This window comes from Nitrospinota bacterium, assembly GCA_016208975.1.
In the GTDB taxonomy this organism is placed as follows: Bacteria; Nitrospinota_A; UBA7883; order UBA7883; family JACRLM01; genus JACQXA01.
The window spans coordinates 945,589-966,534 of record JACQXA010000004.1 but is presented as its reverse complement, the minus strand read 5'-3'; the positions used below and the strand labels follow the sequence as shown (position 1 = coordinate 966,534).

Below are 20,946 nucleotides of genomic sequence, written 5' to 3'. Positions count from 1 at the left end.
GTGTACGACGCAATCATCAAAAACGGCCTGGTGGCCGACGGGGAATCGCCCCAGCTGAAGAAAATGGACGTGGCGGTGAAAGGGGACAAAATCTCAGCCATTGCCCCTGATATCAGCCGGGGCGCGGATGTAGTGGTAAACGCCGAGGGCCTTGTGGTGGCCCCCGGTTTTGTGGACATCCATTCCCATTCCGACTATTACCTGATAATAGACCCCCGCGCCCGCTCCAAGGTCCTGCAGGGGGTTACCACCGAGGTGGGGGGCAACTGCGGTTATTCGGCGGCGCCCATGGGCGGCGAGGTTTTGGCCCGCCGGGCGAAGGATTACGAGGAGCAGTTCGGCGTCCGGGTGGACTGGGCCAACATGGACGAGTATTTCGAGTCGCTGGACCGGGCCCGGCCCGCGGTGAATTACGGAGCTCTTATTGGTTACAATACCGTGCGGGGCTCGGTGTTGGGGTTCAACTCCAGCAAACCCGGCCCGGAACGGATGACAGAGATCCAGAAGACCGTGGCGCAGGCTTTGGATCACGGCGCGCTGGGGATGTCTGTGGGGGTGGTTTATCCGCCAGCCTGTTTCGCCGAGACGGCGGAGTTTATCGAAGCTTTCCGGCCAGTGGCCGAGCGGGGCAAGGTGTTCACGTCCCATATCCGGTCGGAAGGGCCGCGCCTGCTGGAGTCGCTGGAGGAGGTTACGGCCATCGCAAAAGGCTCCGGGGCAAAGCTTCAGGTGAGCCATTTGAAAACCGCCGGTAAAGACAACTGGCGCAAGCTGGACAAAGCCTTCGGGATACTGGAGGGCGCCATGGCGGAAGGGGTACAGATCATGGCGGACCGTTATCCATACCTGGCGTCCAACACGGGGTTGCAGGTTATCCTGCCCGACAGGGCTTTCGACGGGGGCAAAGACAACCTGGTGGCCATGCTGGGTGACAAGCGGGAGCGGGCCTCTTTCCGCGAGGAGATATTGCGCAACCATCCCGAACCGGAATATTGGCAAACGGTGATGGTGTCGCAGGTGGTGACGGAGAAAAACAAGGATATCGAAGGGCTCACCGTGGCCGAAGGCGCCGTTAAAAGGGGCAAAGAGCCGCTGGAATTCGTGTTCGACCTTCTTTTGGAAGAGAAAACCGATGTGGAGGCCATATATTTCTGCATGAGTGAAGACAACCTTTCAAGAATCCTTGGCAAGCCATGGGTGGTGGTGGGTTCCGACGCGGGCGCCCGGGCTGTGGACGGGCCGCTGGCCCTGGGTAAACCCCATCCACGCACCTTCGGCTCGTTCCCCAGGTTTTTCCGGGAATACGTGTTTGAGAAGAAACTTGTCAGCATTCCCGAGGCTGTGCGGAAAACCTCCGCGCAAGCCTGCGAATTTTTCGGGATCGCGGGCCGGGGCAAATTGAAAGAGGGTTATTTCGCCGACATCGTGGCGTTCAACCCGGAAACCATCGGCGACAACTCCACTTACTCCCAGCCGCTGGCCTATCCCTCCGGAATCGCCCATGTCATGGTGAACGGGGTTTTCGCGGTGCTGGACGGAGCGCCCACCGAGCGGCGCCCGGGCCGGGTGATAACCGCATAACGTCGTGGTGATATAATCCTTAACCGGCCGAACAGGCGCTCCCAATATTGAAAACGGGATTTAAGCATGAGTGAGCTTCTCCAGCGATACCGCGAAAAAGCCGAAATCCTCCAGCAGGTGATAGAGGGTTACAAGACGCTGTCCGGCGCCTTGATCAGCCAGGTCCGCGGCCACGTTAAAGAAAACGAAACCCTGGACAAGGCGATGGACGTTCTGCTCCAGCGCATCAAGGGCGCCAACAACCTGTTCCAGATCCAGCAAATCAACAAGGAATACGCCGCCCTGATAAAACATGTGGATTATTTCATCCGGGAAAAAGGGGGAGCCAAAGGCGCGCCTGGGGGAGCCGGAGGCGGCGGGTTCCTCTCCAGCCTGGGCTCGCTTTTCTCCAAGGGCGAGCAGGGCGCTACCGGCGGCCAGTCCGCGATGGCGGGCGACGTGGAGGAGATGACGCGGGAACTGATGACGCCATATATGGCGCTGATAGATTGTTTCTCCAAGGGTGTGCTGGTGCTGGCGGACGAGAAGGAGCCTTTCTACGAAACCCTAAGCACGCTCCGGGACAGGAAATACGCCGACTTGAGATCCCCCGATGTGGAGAGCCTGAGCCACTCGCTTTATAACTTCTTCATCAACAAGAGCAACGAGTCTGTTGTAGTGGGGCGGGAGCGGGAGGAGTTAAAGAAGGTCATCAGCGCCCTGACGAACCAGCTTAAATCCCTGGCCATCTCCAGCGAGACCTTCGGCGTGAAACTGGAAAGTTATTCCCGCCAGGTGGCCGCCGCAGAAAGCATAGACGAAATAAAGAAGATACAGCGGGCCATCATCAGCGAGACCATGAGCATCCAGAAGGAGAACGCCGCCACGCGGGTACGGCTGGCGGATTCGGAGAAGAAGCTTTTGGAGTCCGCCGAGCGCATAGCCAAGCTGGAGGTGGAGCTGGAAATGGCCCGGAGCGCCCGGTTTGTGGACCATCTGACCAAGGTTTACAACCGCGCTTATTTCGATGAAAAACTTAAAGAGGCGGCGGGGGCTTATAGTCGTTACCAGGAGCCTTTCTGCCTGATCATGTTCGATATTGACCATTTCAAGAAATTCAACGACACCTATGGCCACCAGGTGGGGGATAAGGTGCTGGCCACCGTGGCCGCGGTTGGCAAGGAAACCGTGCGGGCCGCCGATACCGTGGCGCGTTACGGCGGGGAGGAGTTCGCCGTTATAGCCTATAAAACGGCGCTGGACGCCGGGGTGAAAGCGGCGGATAACATCCGGGAGGCTTTGCACGCCCACGAGTTTGTCCTTAAAAGCGAGGGCCAGGCCAAAACCATAAGCGTTACCGCGTCGTTCGGCGTGGCGGAATTTAAACCCGGCGACTCGCCCGAAAGCCTGATTCAAAAGGCCGACAAGGGCCTGTACGAGGCCAAGCGGCAGGGGCGCAACAGGGTGGTAACCCTCCAGGATTCCTGACCGCCGATGGATCTGGAGCGGATCTACGAAGTCAAAACCGCCACCATCCACAACTTCGAGCGGTTGTGGATGGGGAACTACCAAAATATAAAACCTGTCATAGCCAGGTCGCCCGGGGTGTCCCGGCTGTTCGGCCGGTTTACCGGGATTCCGGCGCTGGTGGTGGGCGCGGGGCCGTCGCTGGACAAGAACATCCATTGGCTGGACGCCCTTCATGGCCGGGTGATAATCATCGCGGTGGACACCATACATCGCGCGCTGGAAATGCAGGGGGTTCCACCCACCCTTACCGTGACTCTCGATCCGCAGGAGGACATCGGCCATTTTTTCCACGGGGTGGACACATCGCGCCGCATATTAGTGGCGCCAACCATCGCCCATCCCAAGGCGCTGGGCCAGTGGAAAGGCGATGTGATGTTCTACAACAAGTTCGCGCCGGACATTCCCGCCCTCACAAGGATCGCCCAAATGGAGCCGGCGGCGGGATACCTCATACCCGGCGGGTCGGTGCTGTCCGTGGGGCTGGACCTGGCGTTTCGCATGGGCGCGCCGCAGGTGGCCTTTATTGGGCAAGACCTTTGTTTCCCGGCGAACACTCCGTCATACGCCGGTGGAACCATATATGGAAACAGCGCGGGCGTGGCCGGGCAGGACTCCGGCGAGATGGTGACAGACTCGGACATATTCGGACGGAACATGCCCACCAGGAAGAATTTCCACGTGACCAAACAGTGGATGGAGTGGGCGTTCACGAATCTCAAACGTGACGAAGGCCCCGCCAGGTTCTATAACTGCACCGAGGGGGGTATTGTCACGAAAAACTGTAATATCGTTCCGCTGGCGGAATGGGCGGCCCGGTTCGCCGGGGAGAAAAAGAACATCGAATGGCAGGTAAAAAAAGCCCTGCAGAAAAAACGCAAATGAGCTTTTCCACGGGAAAAGCGCGCGAAGGGTAACGCAAATGCGGATTCTTTACACCTCATACCTCGGGTTTTCCAACCTGGGGGACGACCTGTGCCTGGAAGAATTCGCCTCTATCGCAAATAACCGTGGCGGTGTGGAGGTCATGCCATTGGTTCCCGATCGCGCCGGGACGGACCAGCGCCGGTTCATAGTGGAGAACGTGGCTGGCGCGGACGCGGTGGTGGTTGGCGGCGGCTCGCTTCTAACCTACGATTTCTACCTAACCGTGGCCGTGGAGGCCGGGAAACAGGGCAAGCCTGTTTATTTCTGGGGATCGGGTATAGACGGCGCTTCCGAAAACACGGCAATGAGCATCGCCAATGGCGACAGGCTAGAAGACGCGTCCATCGGGGCGGTTAATGTGGAGCTGTTGAAAACCGCCGTGGATAACGCCACGGGCATTTTCGTGCGCGGCCCTGTTACAAGAGATATCCTTACCCTCATTCACCCATCGTTTATCCGGGCGCGTATAGCGGGAGACCCCGGTTTTCTTGTGGAACCTGAGCGCTCGGCGGACCACCCCATATTCCATGCAGGCAGGCCCGTCCTGATGGTCAACTGGGGCGTTATAGACAACGAGGGCGCAGGGTATGGCGGCGGCGATGGACTGGTACAGGCGGAAAGGTTTTTTGAAGCCCTGCGCCGGTTGGCGGGAGAATATGCCTTGCTCCTGTTCCCGATGATACCCAGGGACAACCAGCTTCATGAACGCTGGGCGCAAGAGCTTTCGGCGCAAGGCGCCCAGGTGGAGGTGGATGAAACGGTGGGCCCGGCCTCCAGGGTGGCGGGGCTGATGTCCAAAAGCGTGGCGGTTATCGGGCGCAAGCTCCACGCCCAGGTACTGGCGGCCACGGCGGGCGCGCCTTTTGTGGGTCTGGCGTACCGGGCGAAATGTTTCGATTTCGCCGCTTCGACAGACTCCATGGATTATACGCTGTCCACCGGAGACCCGGATTTGGCCGGGCGTGTGGTGGAATTGACCGCCAGGGCAGTAGCCCGGCGGGAGGAGATAGTGGAGCGGCTGTCGGCATTCAGGCGCATTTACAGAGCCAGGCTGATGGACGCGGCGGGACAAATCTTTTCCGGCGTTTCTTAATGCCTGTCTTGCCACTTTACCCATTTCATCGGATATAATCCGGCAAGAAGTTATCCAGCGCTGAAAGCAAGGGCAGGAAAGCGAAGTTGGGGTTTTTAACGGAAAAATTCTAGCGTCATTGACGGGAAAATAAGGAAGCCGGGTAATGGACACTAAAAAAGCGTTCAAGGTCTGTTCGACATGCGGACAAGTCTGGCAGTCGAGGGACGATTTTCTTAACGACACCTCTCTTAAGCTCAATGGGTACAAGGCCGATTTTGAGCGCCTGGAATACGGGATGTTCTTTATCACCCATGGGGCGGATGGTTGTCATTCAACTTTGGCCTTTGAGGTGAATGACTTCAACGACCTTTACACAGGCGTGAGATATACCGAACGCAAAACCCTCGGCCCTGATTGCCCCCGGTATTGCGTGGACGAAAAACAGCTTGCGCGCTGTGACGCCATGTGCGAATGCGCCTTTGTCCGCGAGATAGCCCAGTTAATCTTGAAGCGGCAGTCTGGAGACGGAGCGGACGTAGTGATTAAAAGGTGAGCCTTTAAGAAAACTTTGCCGAGTCGGCCGGGCTGATTCCGCATGACCCGGCGTTTTCCAGCGGTTATAATAGCCATTCACGAAAATCAACCCCGCCAGCCTGAAGGCTGGCGATTCCATTACAGGACACATGGCGCTGATTGACGAAATTAAAAAGAGGATACTGATACTGGACGGCTCCATGGGGGCCTTGCTCCAGAACAGGAACCTGCCGGCCGGATACGCGCCGGACCTTTGGAACACCGAAAATCCCGGCGCCATCGCCGAGGTCCACAGGGAATACGCCAACGCCGGGTCGGACATCATCCTTACCAACACCTTCGGAGCGTCGCGGTTGAGGCTGGGTGAGTATGGAGCCCAGAACCGGGTGAAAGAGTTAAACCACGCGGCGGTGGGCATTGCGCGCAGGGCCGCGCCCAATTGTTTTATTGCTGGCGATGTGGGGCCGGTGGGGGGCATCATGGCCCCGGCGGGCGAAATAACCTTCGATGAAGGGGTGGCCATATTCCGGGAGCAGATAAGCGCCCTGGTGCAAGCCGGGGTGGACCTTATTGTCATCGAGACCATGTTCGACCTTATGGAGATGAAGGCCGCCGTTATCGCCGCCAACGACGTGCGGGGTAGCGTTCCGCTGATGGCCTCCATGACATTTACCGGCGACGGGCTGACGGATACGGGGACCGATCCTGTCACCGCCGCAGTCACGCTGGACGCGCTGGGGGTGGAGATAATCGCCGTCAACTGCTCCACCGGGCCCGAGGCCATGGTGGAGGTGGTGGAGCTTCTGGCCGCCGCCACCGGGCGCGCCGTGGCCGCCCAGCCCAACGCGGGCCTGCCGGTGAACCGGGGCGGCAAAACGGTGTTTGAAATGCCCATGGAAAAAGTGGCATCTTTCGCAAAGCCGTTCGTGGACGCCGGGGCCAACATCGTGGGCGGTTGTTGCGGCACCACGCCGGACTATATCAGGCTGATAGCGCAATCGCTCAAAGGCGTAAAACCCAAGTCGAGGGACGGCGGCGGGCAGGGCATGGCGTTCTCCAGCCGGATGATGACCGTTTTCGCCGGAGAGGGCCAGCCTTTCGTGAAGATCGGCGAGAAGATAAACCCCACCGGCCGTAAAGCCTTCGCCGAGTCCATCAAGGAAGGCCGTATGGACATGGTGGTGGGCGACGCGCGCAAACAGTTCGAGAACGGCGCCATGGCGCTGGACGTGAACGTTGGGGTGCCGCTCATCAACGAGGCGGCCATGATGGAAAAAGCGGTGGTGGCGGTGCAGAACGTAACGCCCCTGCCTCTGGTGATAGACAGCTCTTACGCATCGGCCATAGAGGCGGGGCTCAAGGTTTATCCGGGCCGGGCGCTGGTGAACTCCATCAACGGTGAGCGGGAGCGGCTGGAGGAGATAACGCCCATAATAAAACGCTACGGCGCGTCTGTGGTGGCCCTGCTGGCGGCGGATTTTATTCCGGAGCGGGCGGTGGACCGGCTGAAGATAGCCGAAAAGATTTTGCGCCATCTGGAAGACCATGGGATTCCCAAGGACAGGGTTATATTCGACTGTCTGGCCCTGGTGGTGTCCGCCATGCAGGAGGGAGCCCGACAAACCCTTACCACTATAAGCGAAATCCACCGGGTTTTCGGATGCCCGGCCATGGCGGGGGTCTCAAACGTGTCGTTCGGCCTGCCCCAGCGCAAATCAATAAACAACGCATTCCTGGCCATGTGCATGGGCGCCGGGATGGACGCGGCTATCGTAAACCCTTATGACGAGGAGATGGGGAAAACCGTGGCCGCCGCTTCGCTGTTCAGCGGGCGGGACCCGGGTTGCAGGGTTTACATAGACATGATGCAGGACAAGGCGGAGCCAGACAGGCAAAAAGCCGCCGGGGAGCCTGCGGCTCCGAAAACCACCGCGCAAAAAATAAATGAAGCGATTGTGGAGGGGGATAAGGACTCCATCGAAGGCCTCACCAGACAGGCGTTGACCGAAGGGGTCGACGCCATGGACCTGTTTGTGGACGTGATGACCCCGGCCATCCGCCATTTGGGTGATCTGTTCGCCCAGCGCAAAAAATTCATCCCCCACCTGGTGGCCGCCGCCGACACCATGAAACGGGGCGTGGCGGTGCTGGATCCCATCCTGAAAGAGCGGAGCGCGGGGCAGGGCAAAGGCACAATAGTTTTCGCCACGGTGAAGGGGGATATCCACGACATCGGCAAGAACGTTTGCGTCATCATGCTCCAGAACTTCGGGTTCAACGTGATTGACCTGGGGCGCAACGTGCCCGCCGAGGATATAATGAACGCCGCCCGGGCCAACAACGCCGACATCATCGGCCTGTCGGCGCTTATGACCACCACCATGATGCAGATGAAAGTGGTGGTGGACGAAATCAGGAAAAGCTCGTTACCCTATAAGGTAATGGTGGGAGGCGCGGTGGTCACCCACACATTTGCCGAAGAGATAGGGGCCGACGCTTATGGCAAAGACGTAGGGGATGTGGTGCCGGTCACCGAGGGGCTCATGGACAAAATCCGGGGGATAGTCAGATGAAACGCTGGATCATGATTGCCATGGCGGCGCCGGTGGCGCTGTTTACCGCCTCCTGCGCGGACATCTCGGCGTACCGTTACCAGAACGTTTACACCATGACTGCCCCAAAACCCTCGTCCGACAGGTCGTTCATGGACGACGCCATGGAAATAAACTTCTGGATAGATGAAAAGAAGATCCATTTCGAAGTGAGAAACCTTACGGACAAGCCGCTGGTTTTCGATTGGGGCAGGGCCGTGTTCGTAAATGTGGACGGGGTGAAACACTCATTGGCGGACAACAAATCCCTTTTCTCCTCCCGGGGGCAAGACCCAACCCCCACCACCGTGGAGCCGGGCAAAACCATGATAAGTTTCATGGCCCCGGTGAAGAACGTGGAGAAACTGGAGGAGTGGACCTGGTACGTCTACCCCCTTTTCAACCTGAAAGACGAAGAGGCTTACGATAATAAAGGGAAAACCCTGGGGGTGGATTTGCCGGTTAAAGTGAAAGACGAATGGCGCGCTTACGCTTTCCGGTTCCAGGTAACCCACGTGGCCCCGGCGGTGCAAATGCTCCGCTGACCACCACCTGCCTTAAATAGCCTGTTACCCTTTTGCGCTGATCTTCCCGCCCGAACTGGATGCGGAGGCTCCAGCTTTTACCGGGTTTATTTCCGCCGGGTTCATATCCTGCGTGGCCTTGGCGGGGATTTTCGGCTTGGCAATCGCCTTTGCCCTGGAACTGTCCACAATGGCGTTCAATTTGCTTTTAGACATGGCCGGGGGAGAGGCCAGAGTTTTTAAAGACGGAGTTTTCACTTTAATGACATTAGCCATGATATTCCCTTCCGTAGGATTGCCGATTGAAATTTAACGAGTTATATAAGTAGATTAAAGAGCAAAAAAACCCGTCCCCTTTAAACGGGAAACCCAATAATCAAATTTCCACGTTTACAGTTCCTCCCACCTCTTTTTCGGCCACCGGCCTGTTAGGCGGCGGGGCTTCCTCCCTGGGAGGAGGAGGCGCTTCACGAGGCGGAGGAGGCGCATTTTCCTCTGGTGGCGGAGGCGGTGGAGCTTCCTCTCGGGGAGGAGGCCGTTCCCGCACCCGTCTTGCCGGGGGCGCTTCTCTTACAGTATCTACTGTGGGCATAACAATAATCCCCACTTTCCTACTATTAAGAATATGTCATGAACCGTTTCAAGTCAACTGGTGGCGTTCAGGGGGGGGTATGGATTATTTCTTTATCCGGGCGGCCCGAACCAGTTCACCCACATGCGCCTCCACGCTCCGGGCCAGAGCGGAAAGGTTGTACCCCCCTTCAAGGGCCGAAACCACCCTGCCATGCCCCAGTTCCCAGGCCAGGCCGCATATCCTCGAAGTCATGGCCGCATAGCCCTTTTCGGTAAGCTCAAGCCCGCCCAAAGGGTCTTCCCGGTGGCCGTCAAACCCGGCGGACACAAGGATTATTTCCGGCCCGAAGGCGCGTAAGGCCGGGATGATGGCGCCATCGAAGATATTTAGATAGTCCGCGTCCCCCGCCCCGGCGTTCATGGGGAAGTTCAGGTTTGTCCCAATGGCCGCGCCTTCGCCCAGATCCGACGCCAATCCGGTGCCGGGATAATGGGGCCACATATGGAGGGATATGTAGAGAACCGACGGGTCGTCGTAAAAAATGTCCTGCGTCCCGTTGCCGTGATGCACGTCGAAATCCACGATGGCGGCTTTTCTCATGCCCAGCTTTTGAATGGCGTAACGGGCCCCGATGGCCACGTTGTTGAGCAGGCAGAACCCCATGGCCCTGGAACGCTCGGCGTGATGCCCCGGCGGCCGCACGGCGCAGAACGCGTTGGAGAAACGCCCTTCGGCCACATCTTTTACCGCCCCTGTCACAGCCCCGGCGGCCATCAGCGCCGCCTCCCAGGAGTCGTGACACACCACCGTGTCCGCATCCAGATAAGTCACGCCGCGCAGGATAGACTCCTCCAGCCCCCGGACGTATGGGACGGAATGGACAAGCTCCGCGTCGGTGGGGGTGGCGGGTTCCGGTTTTATCCAGGTGAGGTTTTGATGGAACGGGGCGTTGGACAGCCGGTTTACGATGGCCTCAAGCCGTTTTGGGTTTTCCGGATGGCCCGGGCCGGTGTCGTGCGAGAGAAAGACGGGGTCGTAAAAAATGGCCGTGGAACCCATGGGTATTCGTCCCTTCTCCCGGTCGCTAAAAAACGGTGGTGTCTCAGTTTGAATCTCAAATAATAGACAGATCCTTCACTTCGCTGGCGCTTCGCCCAGGATGACAATGTTATCAACGGCTTTTATATTGTCATTCTGAGCGTAAGTGAAGAATCTCCCCTGCACTTTCAAACTGAGACACTACCTAAAAAACGGCGCCGGTGATTACGGCGCCAAACTCAATGTATTTTAACAAACCGGCCCCCGGCCGGCGTCAGCATCCGCTTTTTGGGCTTCAGCCACCCCCGCCGCCGGAATTGACCAGGAATATCAGGACCACAAAAATCCCGGCTACAAGGAAATCGCCCCAGGACATGATTGTTTTACAACTCCACAGCTTTGATTTAAAGAAACCCCACGGGTTTCAAGATCAATGGGCTCAACCAAACCGGGACGAGCCGCAGGAGTGGCCTGAAGATGATCCTGTGGCCGAGTGGCCCAGGCTTGGGGCGGACATCACCCTCTCCCCCGCAGGTTTACCGCATTTGGGGCAATCCTGGGCGGCGTGGGCCAGCGCCAGCGGAGTAAGCTTTTCAAACGTGTGTCCGCAGGATTTGCAGACATATTCGTACATTGGCATAAGCAGTTTTGCGCCTTATAACTATCAGTTCTTTATTTAGATGCGGTTCTTATTCAACAGGTTCTAACCGGGTTTTCAAGAGCGCCTCCCCGGCCTGGTATGAGGAACGCACATAAGGCCCGGCGAAAACTTTCCGTATGCCCAGGTTTTCACCCGCCCGGGCGTATTCCTCGAACAACCCGGGTTCAATGTATCCGGCCACTTCCAGGTTGCGGCGGGTGGGTTGCAGGTATTGGCCTATGGTCATCATGTCCAGCCCGATACCGGCCAGCTCTTCCATCACCTTTACCACCTGTTCGAAAGTTTCACCCAGCCCCACCATGATTCCGCTTTTAGTCAGCATGTCGGGGGCCATGTTTTTTATATGGGCTAAAAAGGCCAAAGACCTTGGATAGTTTGCCTGGGGACGCACTTTGGCGTATAGCGCTGGCACGGTTTCCACGTTGTGGTTGAACACATCCGGCCCGGCGGCGATCACCGTTTCGATGGCGTCCGTGTTCCCCTGGAAATCCGGGGTGAGGACTTCCACCGTGGCGCCGGGCAGTTTTTGGCGCACCGCGGAAATGGTCTGGGCGAAATGGGATGCTCCCCCGTCCGGCAGGTCGTCCCGGGTGACGGAGGTTATTACCACATGGGACAGCCCCAGGTTCAACGCCGCTTGCGCCACCCGTTCCGGCTCATCATGGTCCGGGGCGGGCAGATCCCTCCCCGGCGTGACGGAGCAAAACCGGCAGGCGCGGGAACAGGTGGAGCCCAATATCATGATCGTGGCCACTTTGTTCTGGAAACATTCCCCCTTATTGGGGCACCTGGCCTCCTCACAAACGGTATGGAGCGACCATTGCCTCAAAACCTGCCCGGCGGAGGATGTTTGATATCTAATGGCAGATTGCTTGTGGAGCCAGGCTGGCTTGATGGTCATTTTATAAAGCTTTCTCCACGGGAATGACCCCCAGAAACCTTAGCATCACTGCAATGGACATAATGATTCCAACTATAACCCACAAGGCTATCCCGCCAATAACCAGTTTTTTAAAACCTTTTTCCGGGTCTTTAAAGAAGCGTTCCGAGACCTTGGAAAGAGGCCCCCAGAATAGGGACATAATAAGCGTGGCCACCCCTCCAACCACCAGGGTTGTAAGGATTTTCGCCGTTTGCATGTCTAGTTCCATTTTTTTATACCAGGTTTTATGGTGGTGTATCTTGTTGTATTAAATGGGCTAACGTGTGGCATTATAAAATAATTGTAGAAACATTGAGCCTTTGTCTGGAATCCAGCATCAAAACCATGTAAAATTGATTTCAAAATGATTCGCATACTTCTTGTAACAATTTCGCTCATCATAACCTTCCCGGCCATATCCCGGGCCGCTATACCTGCGTCTCCTGCAGACATTATCTGCGGGTTGGAGCGTATAGTAAACCCCGATTCAGGCTCCGCCGAGATGGTGGCGATGGATGGCGGGCAGGATTACATAAATGAATACGGGGCGGATTCCACTGCCACCCCCTGCGGGATGAACATCTGCCATGCCGGGTCGAGAACCCACACGTTTCATTGTTGTGTTGGCAACGGGCTGGAGCAAACCGATCTTACATTGAACGGGGGGGAATTACTGTTCATCCCCGTATCATACGAAATGCCTGACATGGGCCAGGCCGCAGGTTCCGCTTTTACGGAAGCCGAACTGGTTATCAGCGGCGCGGCCAAACCCGGCACACCCCCTCCGATAGCCCTTTAAGCCGTCGTCCCTTTTCCAGGGCGGCTTCGCGGCTGGTTATCGCCTCCCGAGTGACAATAAAGGCGCGCCAAAGCTGTATCTTGGCTTCACCTTTACAGGTCCTTCGAGACCCCGGCGGCAAAGCCTCTCTGGAAAACCCGGAAACGCACTGTCATCGCCATCCCCTTTTTGCGGGGACCAATAGCGCGATAGAAATTTCCGGGACGGGCCAGACGGCTCATTCACAAGTTCCCTCCTTCCTGAAACCCCCTTTCAGGAAGAACACCCCAAGGCGCGGGGCTCCCCCGCCCCGCGCCTCTTTAAATTAACAGACAAACCAAACAAGTCAAGGCCAGTTGTGTATTGACGCGCCCAACCAAAACTGATAAAAATTCAAAAGTAAACACTGGGTAACTCGCCTCTTTTTAAAAGGGATGTCCATATGAAACGACTGGTTGGAGCGTTAGCGACATTTATCTTCGCCACTACCCCATTTTCCGCCCACGCCTCGGGCTTCCGCCTGGTGGAAACGGACAACGGCGGTCAGGGCCAGGCTCATGCCATTACAGCGTCGGTGAATGACGCCGCCGCGGTTTATTACAATCCCGCCGCCATGACGGACCTGGGCGGGTACTCCGCCAAGGTGGGTATGCAGTTTATCGACCCGAGAACCGAATATACCGCCGCCACCACAGAGTATTCCGGCCAGAACAGGAACGAGTCCACCGCAAACACCACCTTCGCCTCGCCCCATGTTTACCTGGTGAAAGGTTTGGGCGACACCGGCTGGGCCGTGGGCTTCGGCGAGTTCACCAACTTCGGGCTGGGCACCACCTGGTCCAACTACAGCAGGATCCGGTACAGCGCCACAGACACACAGCTCCGCACACAGACCTATAACCTGAACGTGGCCAAGAAAATAAACGACTCGTTCTCCGCCGCCGCCGGTATCAGCTACATGAACACCGATGTGCGGTACGACTCCATGTACCCCTTCTATCTTTTCGAGCCGGGCGCCACCGACGGTTACAGGATATTGAAGGGAACCGGCAACGGCATCGGGTTCAACGCGGCCCTGCTGTTCAAGCCGGTGAAAGGCGTAAACGTGGCGGTCACCTACCGTTCGCGCATCAAGACAAAGGTGAGCGGCAATATGGACATCCTTAATTTCCCCGGAACCATGGGGGCGCTGGTGGGCGGTACCGGCGGGGATTACACCAGCGGCGCCGAGGTGGACATCACCTACCCGGACATCGCGGTGCTGGCCATTTCATACAGCCCCTCCGAGCGGTTGACGCTGGAGGCGGATGTGGACTACACCGGCTGGTCTTCTTATGACAAGCTGACGTTCACCTTCAGCGATCCGATGGTGTTGTCCAATGGAGCGCCGATCCTGCCTTCCACTTCCACGCAGACCAAGGATTACAAGAACGTGACCGCCGTGCGCGTGGGCGGCTCATACAAGCTCACCGCCAATGGCACGTTGCGCGCCGGGTATTATTTCGACCCCACGCCGGTTCCGGATGAAACCGTTGACCCGCGTCTGCCGGACGCAGACAGGAACCTGGTGGCCATCGGTTATGGTTACAAGGCGGGTGACAACTTCACCATGGACATTTCATACGCCTATCTGTGGTCCGCCACCAGGACGGTGGACAACAACGTGGGCGCGGAGGTGTACTCCACCGTGGATGGGGATTACAAGACCACCGCCAACATCTTCGGTCTGTCGGTGGGCTACCAGTTCTAGTCCATACTTTAAGCTTTACAAGGCGGCCGGCTCAACCTGGCCGCCTTTTTTTATGGGCTTTATGGCTTCCCGCCCTCCGGTTTTTTCCACGAATCAGCGAACCGGGCATACACCCAGGCTTCCACAGCCTTAAAATAGTCCTGTCCCCCGGCCTGGTAAACATTGGCATGCCCCGCTCCTTGCGCCGCGATAAAGGCTTTAGGCTCTAACGCCATTTCGAAAAGCTGGCGGGAATGGCTGAAAGGGATTACCCTGTCCTGGGCGCCATGGATAAAAAGCTTCGGGGCGCTCAGGGTGGACACGGCCTGGCCGTTGTCGAAAGCGCCTGTCACCAGCGCCACCGGCATCCATGGGTATATCTCCAGCGCCATCCGCCGCATGGAAACGAAGGATGACTCTAGAATTATCCCCGCCACGCCCGGGTATTTTTCCGCCGCCTCCAGGGCCGCCCCAGCCCCCAACGACCATCCCCATAAAATTATCCGGTCCAGCGGAATGTTTTTCCCCTTGTGAAGCCATTCCACCGCGGACACGGCGTTTTCAGCCACTTTTTCGATGGAAGGCTCCCCCTCGCTTTTGCCATACCCGTTATAGTCTATGGCCAGGACGTGGGCTTTCATTGGTTCGATAAATTTCAAGAACCCCAGGCTATGGGCCAGGTTACCGCCGTTACCATGAAAATAAACGATGAACCCGTAAGCCTCCGGTTTTGGCAGGTACCAGCCATGGATTCGCCCCCCGCCGGACTGCATGACCACGTCCATGTATTTCATGCCGTAAAAACCGGGGTTGGCCTCCAGGCCTATTACGGGGTGGAAAAGAAATCCGGGCTCCATGATCTTTACAACCGCCCGGCTGGCGGTGAAAGCGAATATAAGCCCCAGGAGCGCCAGGAGAAGTTTTTTGGCCATAATGTGTATAATCCGGTGACAGGCTTTCTTAATGGCCAGTATAACCTTTCCGTCAAGTGGGGGAGATGTTCCATGAAAGCGTTGGTGGCGAACGGGCCAGGCGGGCCGGAGGTTTTGAAATTAGCCGATATTCCCAAACCTTCGCCGGGTAGCGGTGAAATACTTGTCCGGGTCTGTGCCTGCGCCTTAAATCCGGTGGACACCAAAATCCGCGCCGGGTACCTTTCCGATAGCAGGGTCTATCCAACCGTTTACGGGTATGACGTGTCCGGCGTGGTGGAATCGGCGGGTGAAGGCGTGGAGGGATTTGCCCCCGGCGACGAGGTGTTTTATTACGCAGACCTCTCCCGGCAGGGCGCATACGCGGAATATCACGCGGTTCGCGCCAGTATAGTTCATAAAAAACCGACAGGGCTGACGCACGTCCAGGCGGCGGCATTACCTTTGGCGGGAACCACGGCGTGGCAGGGGCTGTTTGAAATGGCCAAGCTGGCTTTCGGCGAGACGGTTCTTATATATGGCGCGGCGGGGGGCGTAGGCTCCATGGCGGTACAGATGGCCGCCTGGGCAGGGGCCAATGTGATAGCGGTATGCTCCGGGGCGAACGCGGAGCGGGTAGCCCGCCTGGGCGCCAATCACGTAATTGATTACCAGAAGGCCAGCGTTCCGGAAGCTGTGATGGAGATAACCGGTGGCGCCGGGGCCGACGTGGCGCTGGAAACCATCGGAGGCGATGTGTTTTTCGAAAGTTTTAAAAGCATAAAACCATTCGGCAGGCTGGTTTTCCTTAACGCCTTCGCAGGAGACGCGCCCGCCACCCTCTTTAATGCCGCCCGGTTAAAAAATCTCTCCATATTTTTCGAGCTGGCCCGGCCGGACTTGCGCGCGCTGGATTTTGTGGCGACTCTAGCCGAACGCGGTTTCATTAAACCGCAGGTGGAAAGCGTTATCTCCATGGAAAATGTGGCCGAGGGGCACCGGAGGCTGGAAACCCGCCACGGCTGGGGGAAAATAGTGGTGGAAATCTCCCGCAGAAAATACTTCAGGCATTAACGGGCTGTTGCCCAAATAGTTTAGCGCCGTTTCAGCGATGTCGTCCCGGGCGTAGCGCAAGCGGAGACCCGGGATCAGGGCCTCTTTCCAAATACATATAAGGTCGCGGCCCCGGCTCGCGCTTCGCTTGGCCGGGGTGACATTGCGGGAAACGGTTTGTGCAACAGGCCGTTAAGACTTGGATGTTCGGGAAAAAAGATTATAATGGGTCTAACTGGCAACACGCCACGGGGGATGGGCGATGACAGGCGAAAGACTTTTTCCGCGTCTCTTACACACCTTCCGGCCCAACTTGTGGACAATTCCCCTCGCTATCCTTTCGGCGGCTGTTTTATTACCATCGCCGGCCCACTCCATGTGGATAGCCGATTTCGGGGTGGAAGCCAATTACCAGGACAACATCAGCAGGTCCCCGTACAGCGCCGATAAAAAAGGGGATTTTACGTTAACGCCATCCATGGTTTTCGGCAGATATTTCGGAGTGGGGGCGCATACCGGCCTAACCGCCACGGCAAACCTGAAAGCCGATTTCCTGTCAAAATACGACCAGCTTAACAATATTGAAGCCACCGGAGCCGTGACCCTGATCCACAGGTTCGGCGTGGGAACGGAAGCCCCATCGTTGCGGGCCCATGTTTCGTATGGCCAGGTGGTTTTCAAGGAAAGCTACCGGGACTCATGGATTGGCGAGGCCGGACTGGAGGTCTCCAAGTGGTTCACCGACAGGCTGGAGCTTTCCGCCGGATGGCTGTACGACAGGCGTATGCCTATCCACGAGGCCGCAGTGGTCCATTACTACATGGAGGACATAGATGTCCATTACCTCCTGTACCACAGGCCCAGCAACGTTTACGAGCTGGACGGGAACACCGGGCGAATAAACGCCATTTACCTGCTCACACCGGATGACGCGCTAAGCCTTGGCTATTCCATCCGCGGTGGGGATGTGGTATCGGAAGCTACCCCCGGCAAAAGCGTGGTGAAATGGTCGAAAGCCATCACCGAATCCGACGTGTTCGATGGCTTGGCGGCGTACCGGATAGGGGCCACCACCCATACGGCAACCGTTAGCGTAAGCCACGCCGTGGCGGACCGGTCCTCCATAAACCTTGGTTACGATTACCAGAATATCAAGGGTGATTGGGGGCTAAACTACATTAACAACGTTATTCGGCTTGCTTTCCTGTACTCATGGTGAAAAGCGAAATGATCCGCATGAGAAGAGAGCGCTTGTGATCATGGAACCGGGTAAAACTATTGTATCGCTATTGATACTGCTCACCTTCGCGGGGCCATCCTCCGCTGGAGAGCTGATGGCGGTGGTGAAAGACGCCTTTGGCAAGCCGGTGAAGGACGCCGTGATCTACGCCGTTCCGGCGTCGGGCAAAACCCCCGCGGTCCCAAGCCCGAAAGCCAAAGTGGTGGATCAGGTGGACAGGACTTTTATAGACCACGTCACCCCGTTGTTGGTGAACACCCCGGTGAAATTCCCCAACTCCGACAATATCCGGCACCATGTATATTCGTTATCCAAACCGAAGACTTTCGAATTGCCGTTATATATAGGTTCACCGTCGGAGCCGGTGGTGTTCGACAAACCGGGGGTGGTGGCGCTGGGATGCAACATCCACGACTGGATGATAGCCTACGTGCTGGTGGTGGAAACCCCCTATTTCGGCAAGACCGGGGAAGATGGGCAGGCATCAGTAAAAGGCATGCCGGAAGACGAATACAACATCTACGTCTGGCACCCCAGGATGAAAGCCGCCGTTGAGGGGGAACTGATAAAAAAAGTTAAAATCGGAGCCGCCGCCATGCAGGTGGAGGCGCAATTGAAGCTTACCCCGGAGTTTAGGCCCCGGCGCGCCCCGGTGATAGGAGCCAAGAGGTACTAGAGCGCCTTGCTACGTTTTAAAAGTTTCCAGACCAGGATACTGGTTTTCTTCCTCGGCCTTCTTCTTGCGTTCGCCCTCGCCACCTTCCTTCTCGTTGATATCGCCAATTACAACAGCGCCAAACGGCAGATAGAGGAAGGGCTACTGGTAGGCTCCAGGGTGTTCAGCAAGGTCATGACCGCCAGGGCCCAGCAGTTGGTGGACGCGGCGGTTCTGCTCTCCGGCGATTACGCTCTTAAACAGGCCATGGCCACCAACGATTTCGAGACTATCCTGTCGGTTGTGGCCAACCACAAAGAGAGGGTGCAGGCGGATTTTTTCACCATCGTTTCTCTGGATGGGCGCGTAATAGCCGACACGCTTCACGAGGAAAACCGGAATACCCCATTCTCACTTCCCTCGGTTATCGCCGAGGCGGAGGAGAAAGGGGAGTCGTTCTCCATCGTTTCCATAGATGAAAAACCTTACCAGATGGTGGTGGTGCCGTTGCTGGCGCCAACGCCCATAGCCTGGATATGCCTGGGGTTCATTATTGATGACCGGCTTGTGGCCGACATAGAGAACCTGACCCTGCTCAATATAACCTTCGCCCTTCAAACTAGCGCCGGGCAAACGCGGATTATCGCCTCCACCGGCGCCGGAGAGATGAGGCGGAGCGTGGAGGACTTTCTCCGTTCCGCGCCACCGGAATTTATGGGTAAAAGCGTTTCGGCCAACATCGGCGGAGATGAATACACCATTACCTCCATCTCACTGGAGGAAAACTCCAGTTATAAGGTTATCGCCCTGCTCCAGCGCTCTTTCACAAAGGCCATGGAGCCCTACAACAGGTTGCGGATGGTCCTTTACATCCTCGGCGGCGCGGGGTTGGCCCTCTCTTCCATAGCAGGCGTTTTCATCGCCAGGACCGTCACCAAGCCTGTGAAGATCCTGGGGGATAGCGTTCGCCGGATAGACTCGGGGGACTATAGCCATTATGCCGTGGTAAACCAGGATGACGAGCTGGCCCAGCTGGCCACGGCCATAAACAATATGGCCAGGGGGTTAATGGAGAAAGACCGGGTGCGGAACCTGCTGGGCAAGGTGGTGTCCCACTCCATCGCGGAGAAATTGTTGAGCAAGGAGATGGAGTTGGGGGGCGAGGAAAGGGAGGTTACAGTGCTTTTTTCCGACATAAGGGGATTCACCGCCCGGTCGGAGGATATGTCGCCAAAGAACCTTTTAAACGTGCTTAACAGCCATTTCACCAGCATGAACCAGGTGATAGAAAACCACAACGGCGTGGTGGATAAATACATGGGAGACGCTGTTATGGCCATTTTCGGCGCGCCGCTGGACATGGCGGACCATCCGAAACAGGCCGTGAGCGCCGCGCTGGACATGATGCGGGCCATGAAGGAACTGAACGAAAACCTGGCCCGGCGCGCTTTGCCGCCCCTAAACATAGGCATAGGAGTGAACACGGATGTGGTGGTGGCCGGGAATATAGGCTCCACCAACAGGTTGAATTACACGGTAATCGGCGACGGGGTAAACCTGGCCTCCCGGCTGGAGGGGGCCAACAAGTATTACGGAACCACCATCCTGATCTCGGAGAACACCCTGAGAAATGTAGAAAAAATATTTCTTTGCCGGGAGTTGGACAAGGTGAGGGTGGCGGGAAAAACCGAGGCCATCCGGGTGTTCGAGGTTTTGGCGGACCGGGAGGGGGCTACACAAGATCAATTGGCGTTATCCAACGAGTTTGGAGAGGCGTTGCGATGTTTCAGGGGCCAGGATTTTACTGCGGCCATGAGCCTGTTCAAGCGGATTGACGGCGACACCGGCGGCGATAAGCCATCTAGGATTTATATGATGAGGATAGAATCCATCTTCAACGCCCCGGCGACGGCCGGTTGGGATTACGTTTACGACCTGCCTAAATAGTTGCGCGTAATCGGAGCTAATAACCCCTCATTATACATGAAGTTCGCCGATTCCCGGAAACCTTTGCCCGCCAGCCGCATCTAAAATTTCAAAGCCGTAAAATTTTTTTTGGGGTAGTCATGAATCAGTTGTCCAACAGGCAAGCAGTGGTGATAATTCTCGATCTGTGCATGTTCTTCATGATCTTCTTTTCCGCCTTGTTCTACGCTGGAATGTTTTACGATGTGGTTTACGATGAAACATACATTCTGGTGGTCGCTTCAACTTTGGTGCTTTTCTCTGACCTGGCTTACGCATCTATCGGCGTTGGGTATCTTATAATCGGCAGGAGCCACCCCATAGCCTTCTCCAACAAGGTCCTGGCGTTCATAACCATCCCCCTTCAAACCCTGCCATCCATAAAAATGGCTTACGAGCCTTTTACCGGCCCCGTGTCGGACAATGCCGTGGGCTGGATAGGGTTGGGCATTTCCGTGGCGTTGATGGCCTGGAGCCTTTTTGAAACTAAAAGGGACTGGAAGAACTATCACGTTTACGAAGGGCAAAACGAGGAGCAAAACGCGTTGGCCTGACGCCGGGCGGGGTAATCCGCTTGCCGGATCCGGGGATCCCAAGGGATCCCCTTTTTTTATTCCTGTACCCGGTTAGATTGTATAATTCCACCTGCGGGTCGTCGTAACAATTCTGGCGGGGTTAATGG

20 protein-coding genes are annotated in these 20,946 nt (G+C 56.9%); 14 read left to right on the top strand and 6 right to left on the bottom strand.

All coding sequences use genetic code 11. From position 1 onward, the window contains the following. From HY751_08300 to HY751_08270, 7 genes are all read left to right on the top strand, one after another. Window positions 1-1,581, top strand: a complete 1,581-nt coding sequence (locus HY751_08300; protein ID MBI4666394.1) for a D-aminoacylase — start codon at window positions 1-3, stop codon at window positions 1,579-1,581. 66 nt (window positions 1,582-1,647) lie between these two features. Continuing rightward, window positions 1,648-3,048: a GGDEF domain-containing protein gene (locus tag HY751_08295; protein MBI4666393.1), complete on the top strand. Its 1,401-nt coding sequence runs from the start codon at window positions 1,648-1,650 to the stop codon at window positions 3,046-3,048. A 6-nt stretch (window positions 3,049-3,054) separates the two neighbouring features. Continuing rightward, a complete protein-coding gene (locus tag HY751_08290) occupies window positions 3,055-3,972 on the top strand; it encodes a DUF115 domain-containing protein (protein ID MBI4666392.1) in 918 nt (305 codons plus the stop codon). Window positions 3,973-4,009: 37 nt separating this feature from the next. After that, window positions 4,010-5,107: a polysaccharide pyruvyl transferase family protein gene (locus HY751_08285; GenBank protein ID MBI4666391.1), complete on the top strand. Its 1,098-nt coding sequence runs from the start codon at window positions 4,010-4,012 to the stop codon at window positions 5,105-5,107. A gap of 145 nt (window positions 5,108-5,252) precedes the next feature. Then, window positions 5,253-5,642, top strand: coding sequence for a hypothetical protein (locus HY751_08280; GenBank protein ID MBI4666390.1), 390 nt, complete (start codon window positions 5,253-5,255; stop codon window positions 5,640-5,642). A gap of 130 nt (window positions 5,643-5,772) precedes the next feature. Continuing rightward, window positions 5,773-8,196 carry a homocysteine S-methyltransferase family protein gene (locus tag HY751_08275; GenBank protein MBI4666389.1) on the top strand — a complete coding sequence of 808 codons (2,424 nt, stop codon included), beginning with the start codon at window positions 5,773-5,775 and terminating at the stop codon, window positions 8,194-8,196. Further along, window positions 8,193-8,759: a hypothetical protein gene (locus HY751_08270; GenBank protein MBI4666388.1), complete on the top strand. Its 567-nt coding sequence runs from the start codon at window positions 8,193-8,195 to the stop codon at window positions 8,757-8,759. The genes HY751_08275 and HY751_08270 overlap by 4 nt, the downstream gene beginning before the upstream one ends. A gap of 24 nt (window positions 8,760-8,783) precedes the next feature. Here HY751_08270 and HY751_08265 read toward each other — a convergent pair whose 3' ends face one another. From HY751_08265 to HY751_08245, 5 genes are all read right to left on the bottom strand, one after another. Beyond that, window positions 8,784-9,014: a hypothetical protein gene (locus HY751_08265; GenBank protein ID MBI4666387.1), complete on the bottom strand. Its 231-nt coding sequence runs from the start codon at window positions 9,012-9,014 to the stop codon at window positions 8,784-8,786. Window positions 9,015-9,414: 400 nt separating this feature from the next. Further along, complete coding sequence (locus HY751_08260) at window positions 9,415-10,371, bottom strand: histone deacetylase (protein ID MBI4666386.1); 957 nt, start codon at window positions 10,369-10,371, stop codon at window positions 9,415-9,417. Between the two features lie 418 nt (window positions 10,372-10,789). Continuing rightward, window positions 10,790-10,990 carry a zinc ribbon domain-containing protein gene (locus HY751_08255; protein MBI4666385.1) on the bottom strand — a complete coding sequence of 67 codons (201 nt, stop codon included), beginning with the start codon at window positions 10,988-10,990 and terminating at the stop codon, window positions 10,790-10,792. A gap of 49 nt (window positions 10,991-11,039) precedes the next feature. After that, the gene (gene lipA, locus HY751_08250; protein MBI4666384.1) at window positions 11,040-11,912 is read right to left on the bottom strand and encodes a lipoyl synthase; all 873 of its coding nucleotides are present in this window, start codon (window positions 11,910-11,912) and stop codon (window positions 11,040-11,042) included. A gap of 1 nt (window position 11,913) precedes the next feature. Further along, complete coding sequence (locus tag HY751_08245; protein MBI4666383.1) at window positions 11,914-12,162, bottom strand: hypothetical protein; 249 nt, start codon at window positions 12,160-12,162, stop codon at window positions 11,914-11,916. A 135-nt stretch (window positions 12,163-12,297) separates the two neighbouring features. Here HY751_08245 and HY751_08240 point away from each other — a divergent pair, with 135 nt between their 5' ends. Both HY751_08240 and HY751_08235 read left to right on the top strand, forming a co-directional pair. Continuing rightward, a complete protein-coding gene (locus HY751_08240) occupies window positions 12,298-12,732 on the top strand; it encodes a hypothetical protein (protein MBI4666382.1) in 435 nt (144 codons plus the stop codon). A 421-nt stretch (window positions 12,733-13,153) separates the two neighbouring features. Next, a complete protein-coding gene (locus HY751_08235; protein MBI4666381.1) occupies window positions 13,154-14,461 on the top strand; it encodes a transporter in 1,308 nt (435 codons plus the stop codon). Window positions 14,462-14,520: 59 nt separating this feature from the next. Here the strand turns inward: HY751_08235 and HY751_08230 are convergent, their stop codons facing one another. Further along, complete coding sequence (locus tag HY751_08230) at window positions 14,521-15,372, bottom strand: alpha/beta fold hydrolase (GenBank protein MBI4666380.1); 852 nt, start codon at window positions 15,370-15,372, stop codon at window positions 14,521-14,523. A 72-nt stretch (window positions 15,373-15,444) separates the two neighbouring features. Here HY751_08230 and HY751_08225 point away from each other — a divergent pair, with 72 nt between their 5' ends. The 5 genes from HY751_08225 to HY751_08205 all read left to right on the top strand — a co-directional run bounded on the left by HY751_08225 (window position 15,445) and on the right by HY751_08205 (window position 20,818). Continuing rightward, a complete protein-coding gene (locus HY751_08225; GenBank protein ID MBI4666379.1) occupies window positions 15,445-16,425 on the top strand; it encodes an NADP-dependent oxidoreductase in 981 nt (326 codons plus the stop codon). A gap of 355 nt (window positions 16,426-16,780) precedes the next feature. After that, window positions 16,781-17,623 (top strand): hypothetical protein, encoded by an 843-nt coding sequence (locus HY751_08220; GenBank protein MBI4666378.1) that lies wholly within the window; start codon window positions 16,781-16,783, stop codon window positions 17,621-17,623. Between the two features lie 40 nt (window positions 17,624-17,663). Further along, complete coding sequence (locus HY751_08215; GenBank protein MBI4666377.1) at window positions 17,664-18,320, top strand: methylamine utilization protein; 657 nt, start codon at window positions 17,664-17,666, stop codon at window positions 18,318-18,320. A 6-nt stretch (window positions 18,321-18,326) separates the two neighbouring features. Further along, window positions 18,327-20,246 carry a HAMP domain-containing protein gene (locus HY751_08210; protein ID MBI4666376.1) on the top strand — a complete coding sequence of 640 codons (1,920 nt, stop codon included), beginning with the start codon at window positions 18,327-18,329 and terminating at the stop codon, window positions 20,244-20,246. Window positions 20,247-20,365: 119 nt separating this feature from the next. Beyond that, on the top strand, window positions 20,366-20,818 hold the full coding sequence (locus HY751_08205) for a hypothetical protein (protein ID MBI4666375.1): 453 nt from the start codon (window positions 20,366-20,368) through the stop codon (window positions 20,816-20,818). Window positions 20,819-20,946: the final 128 nt, after the last annotated feature.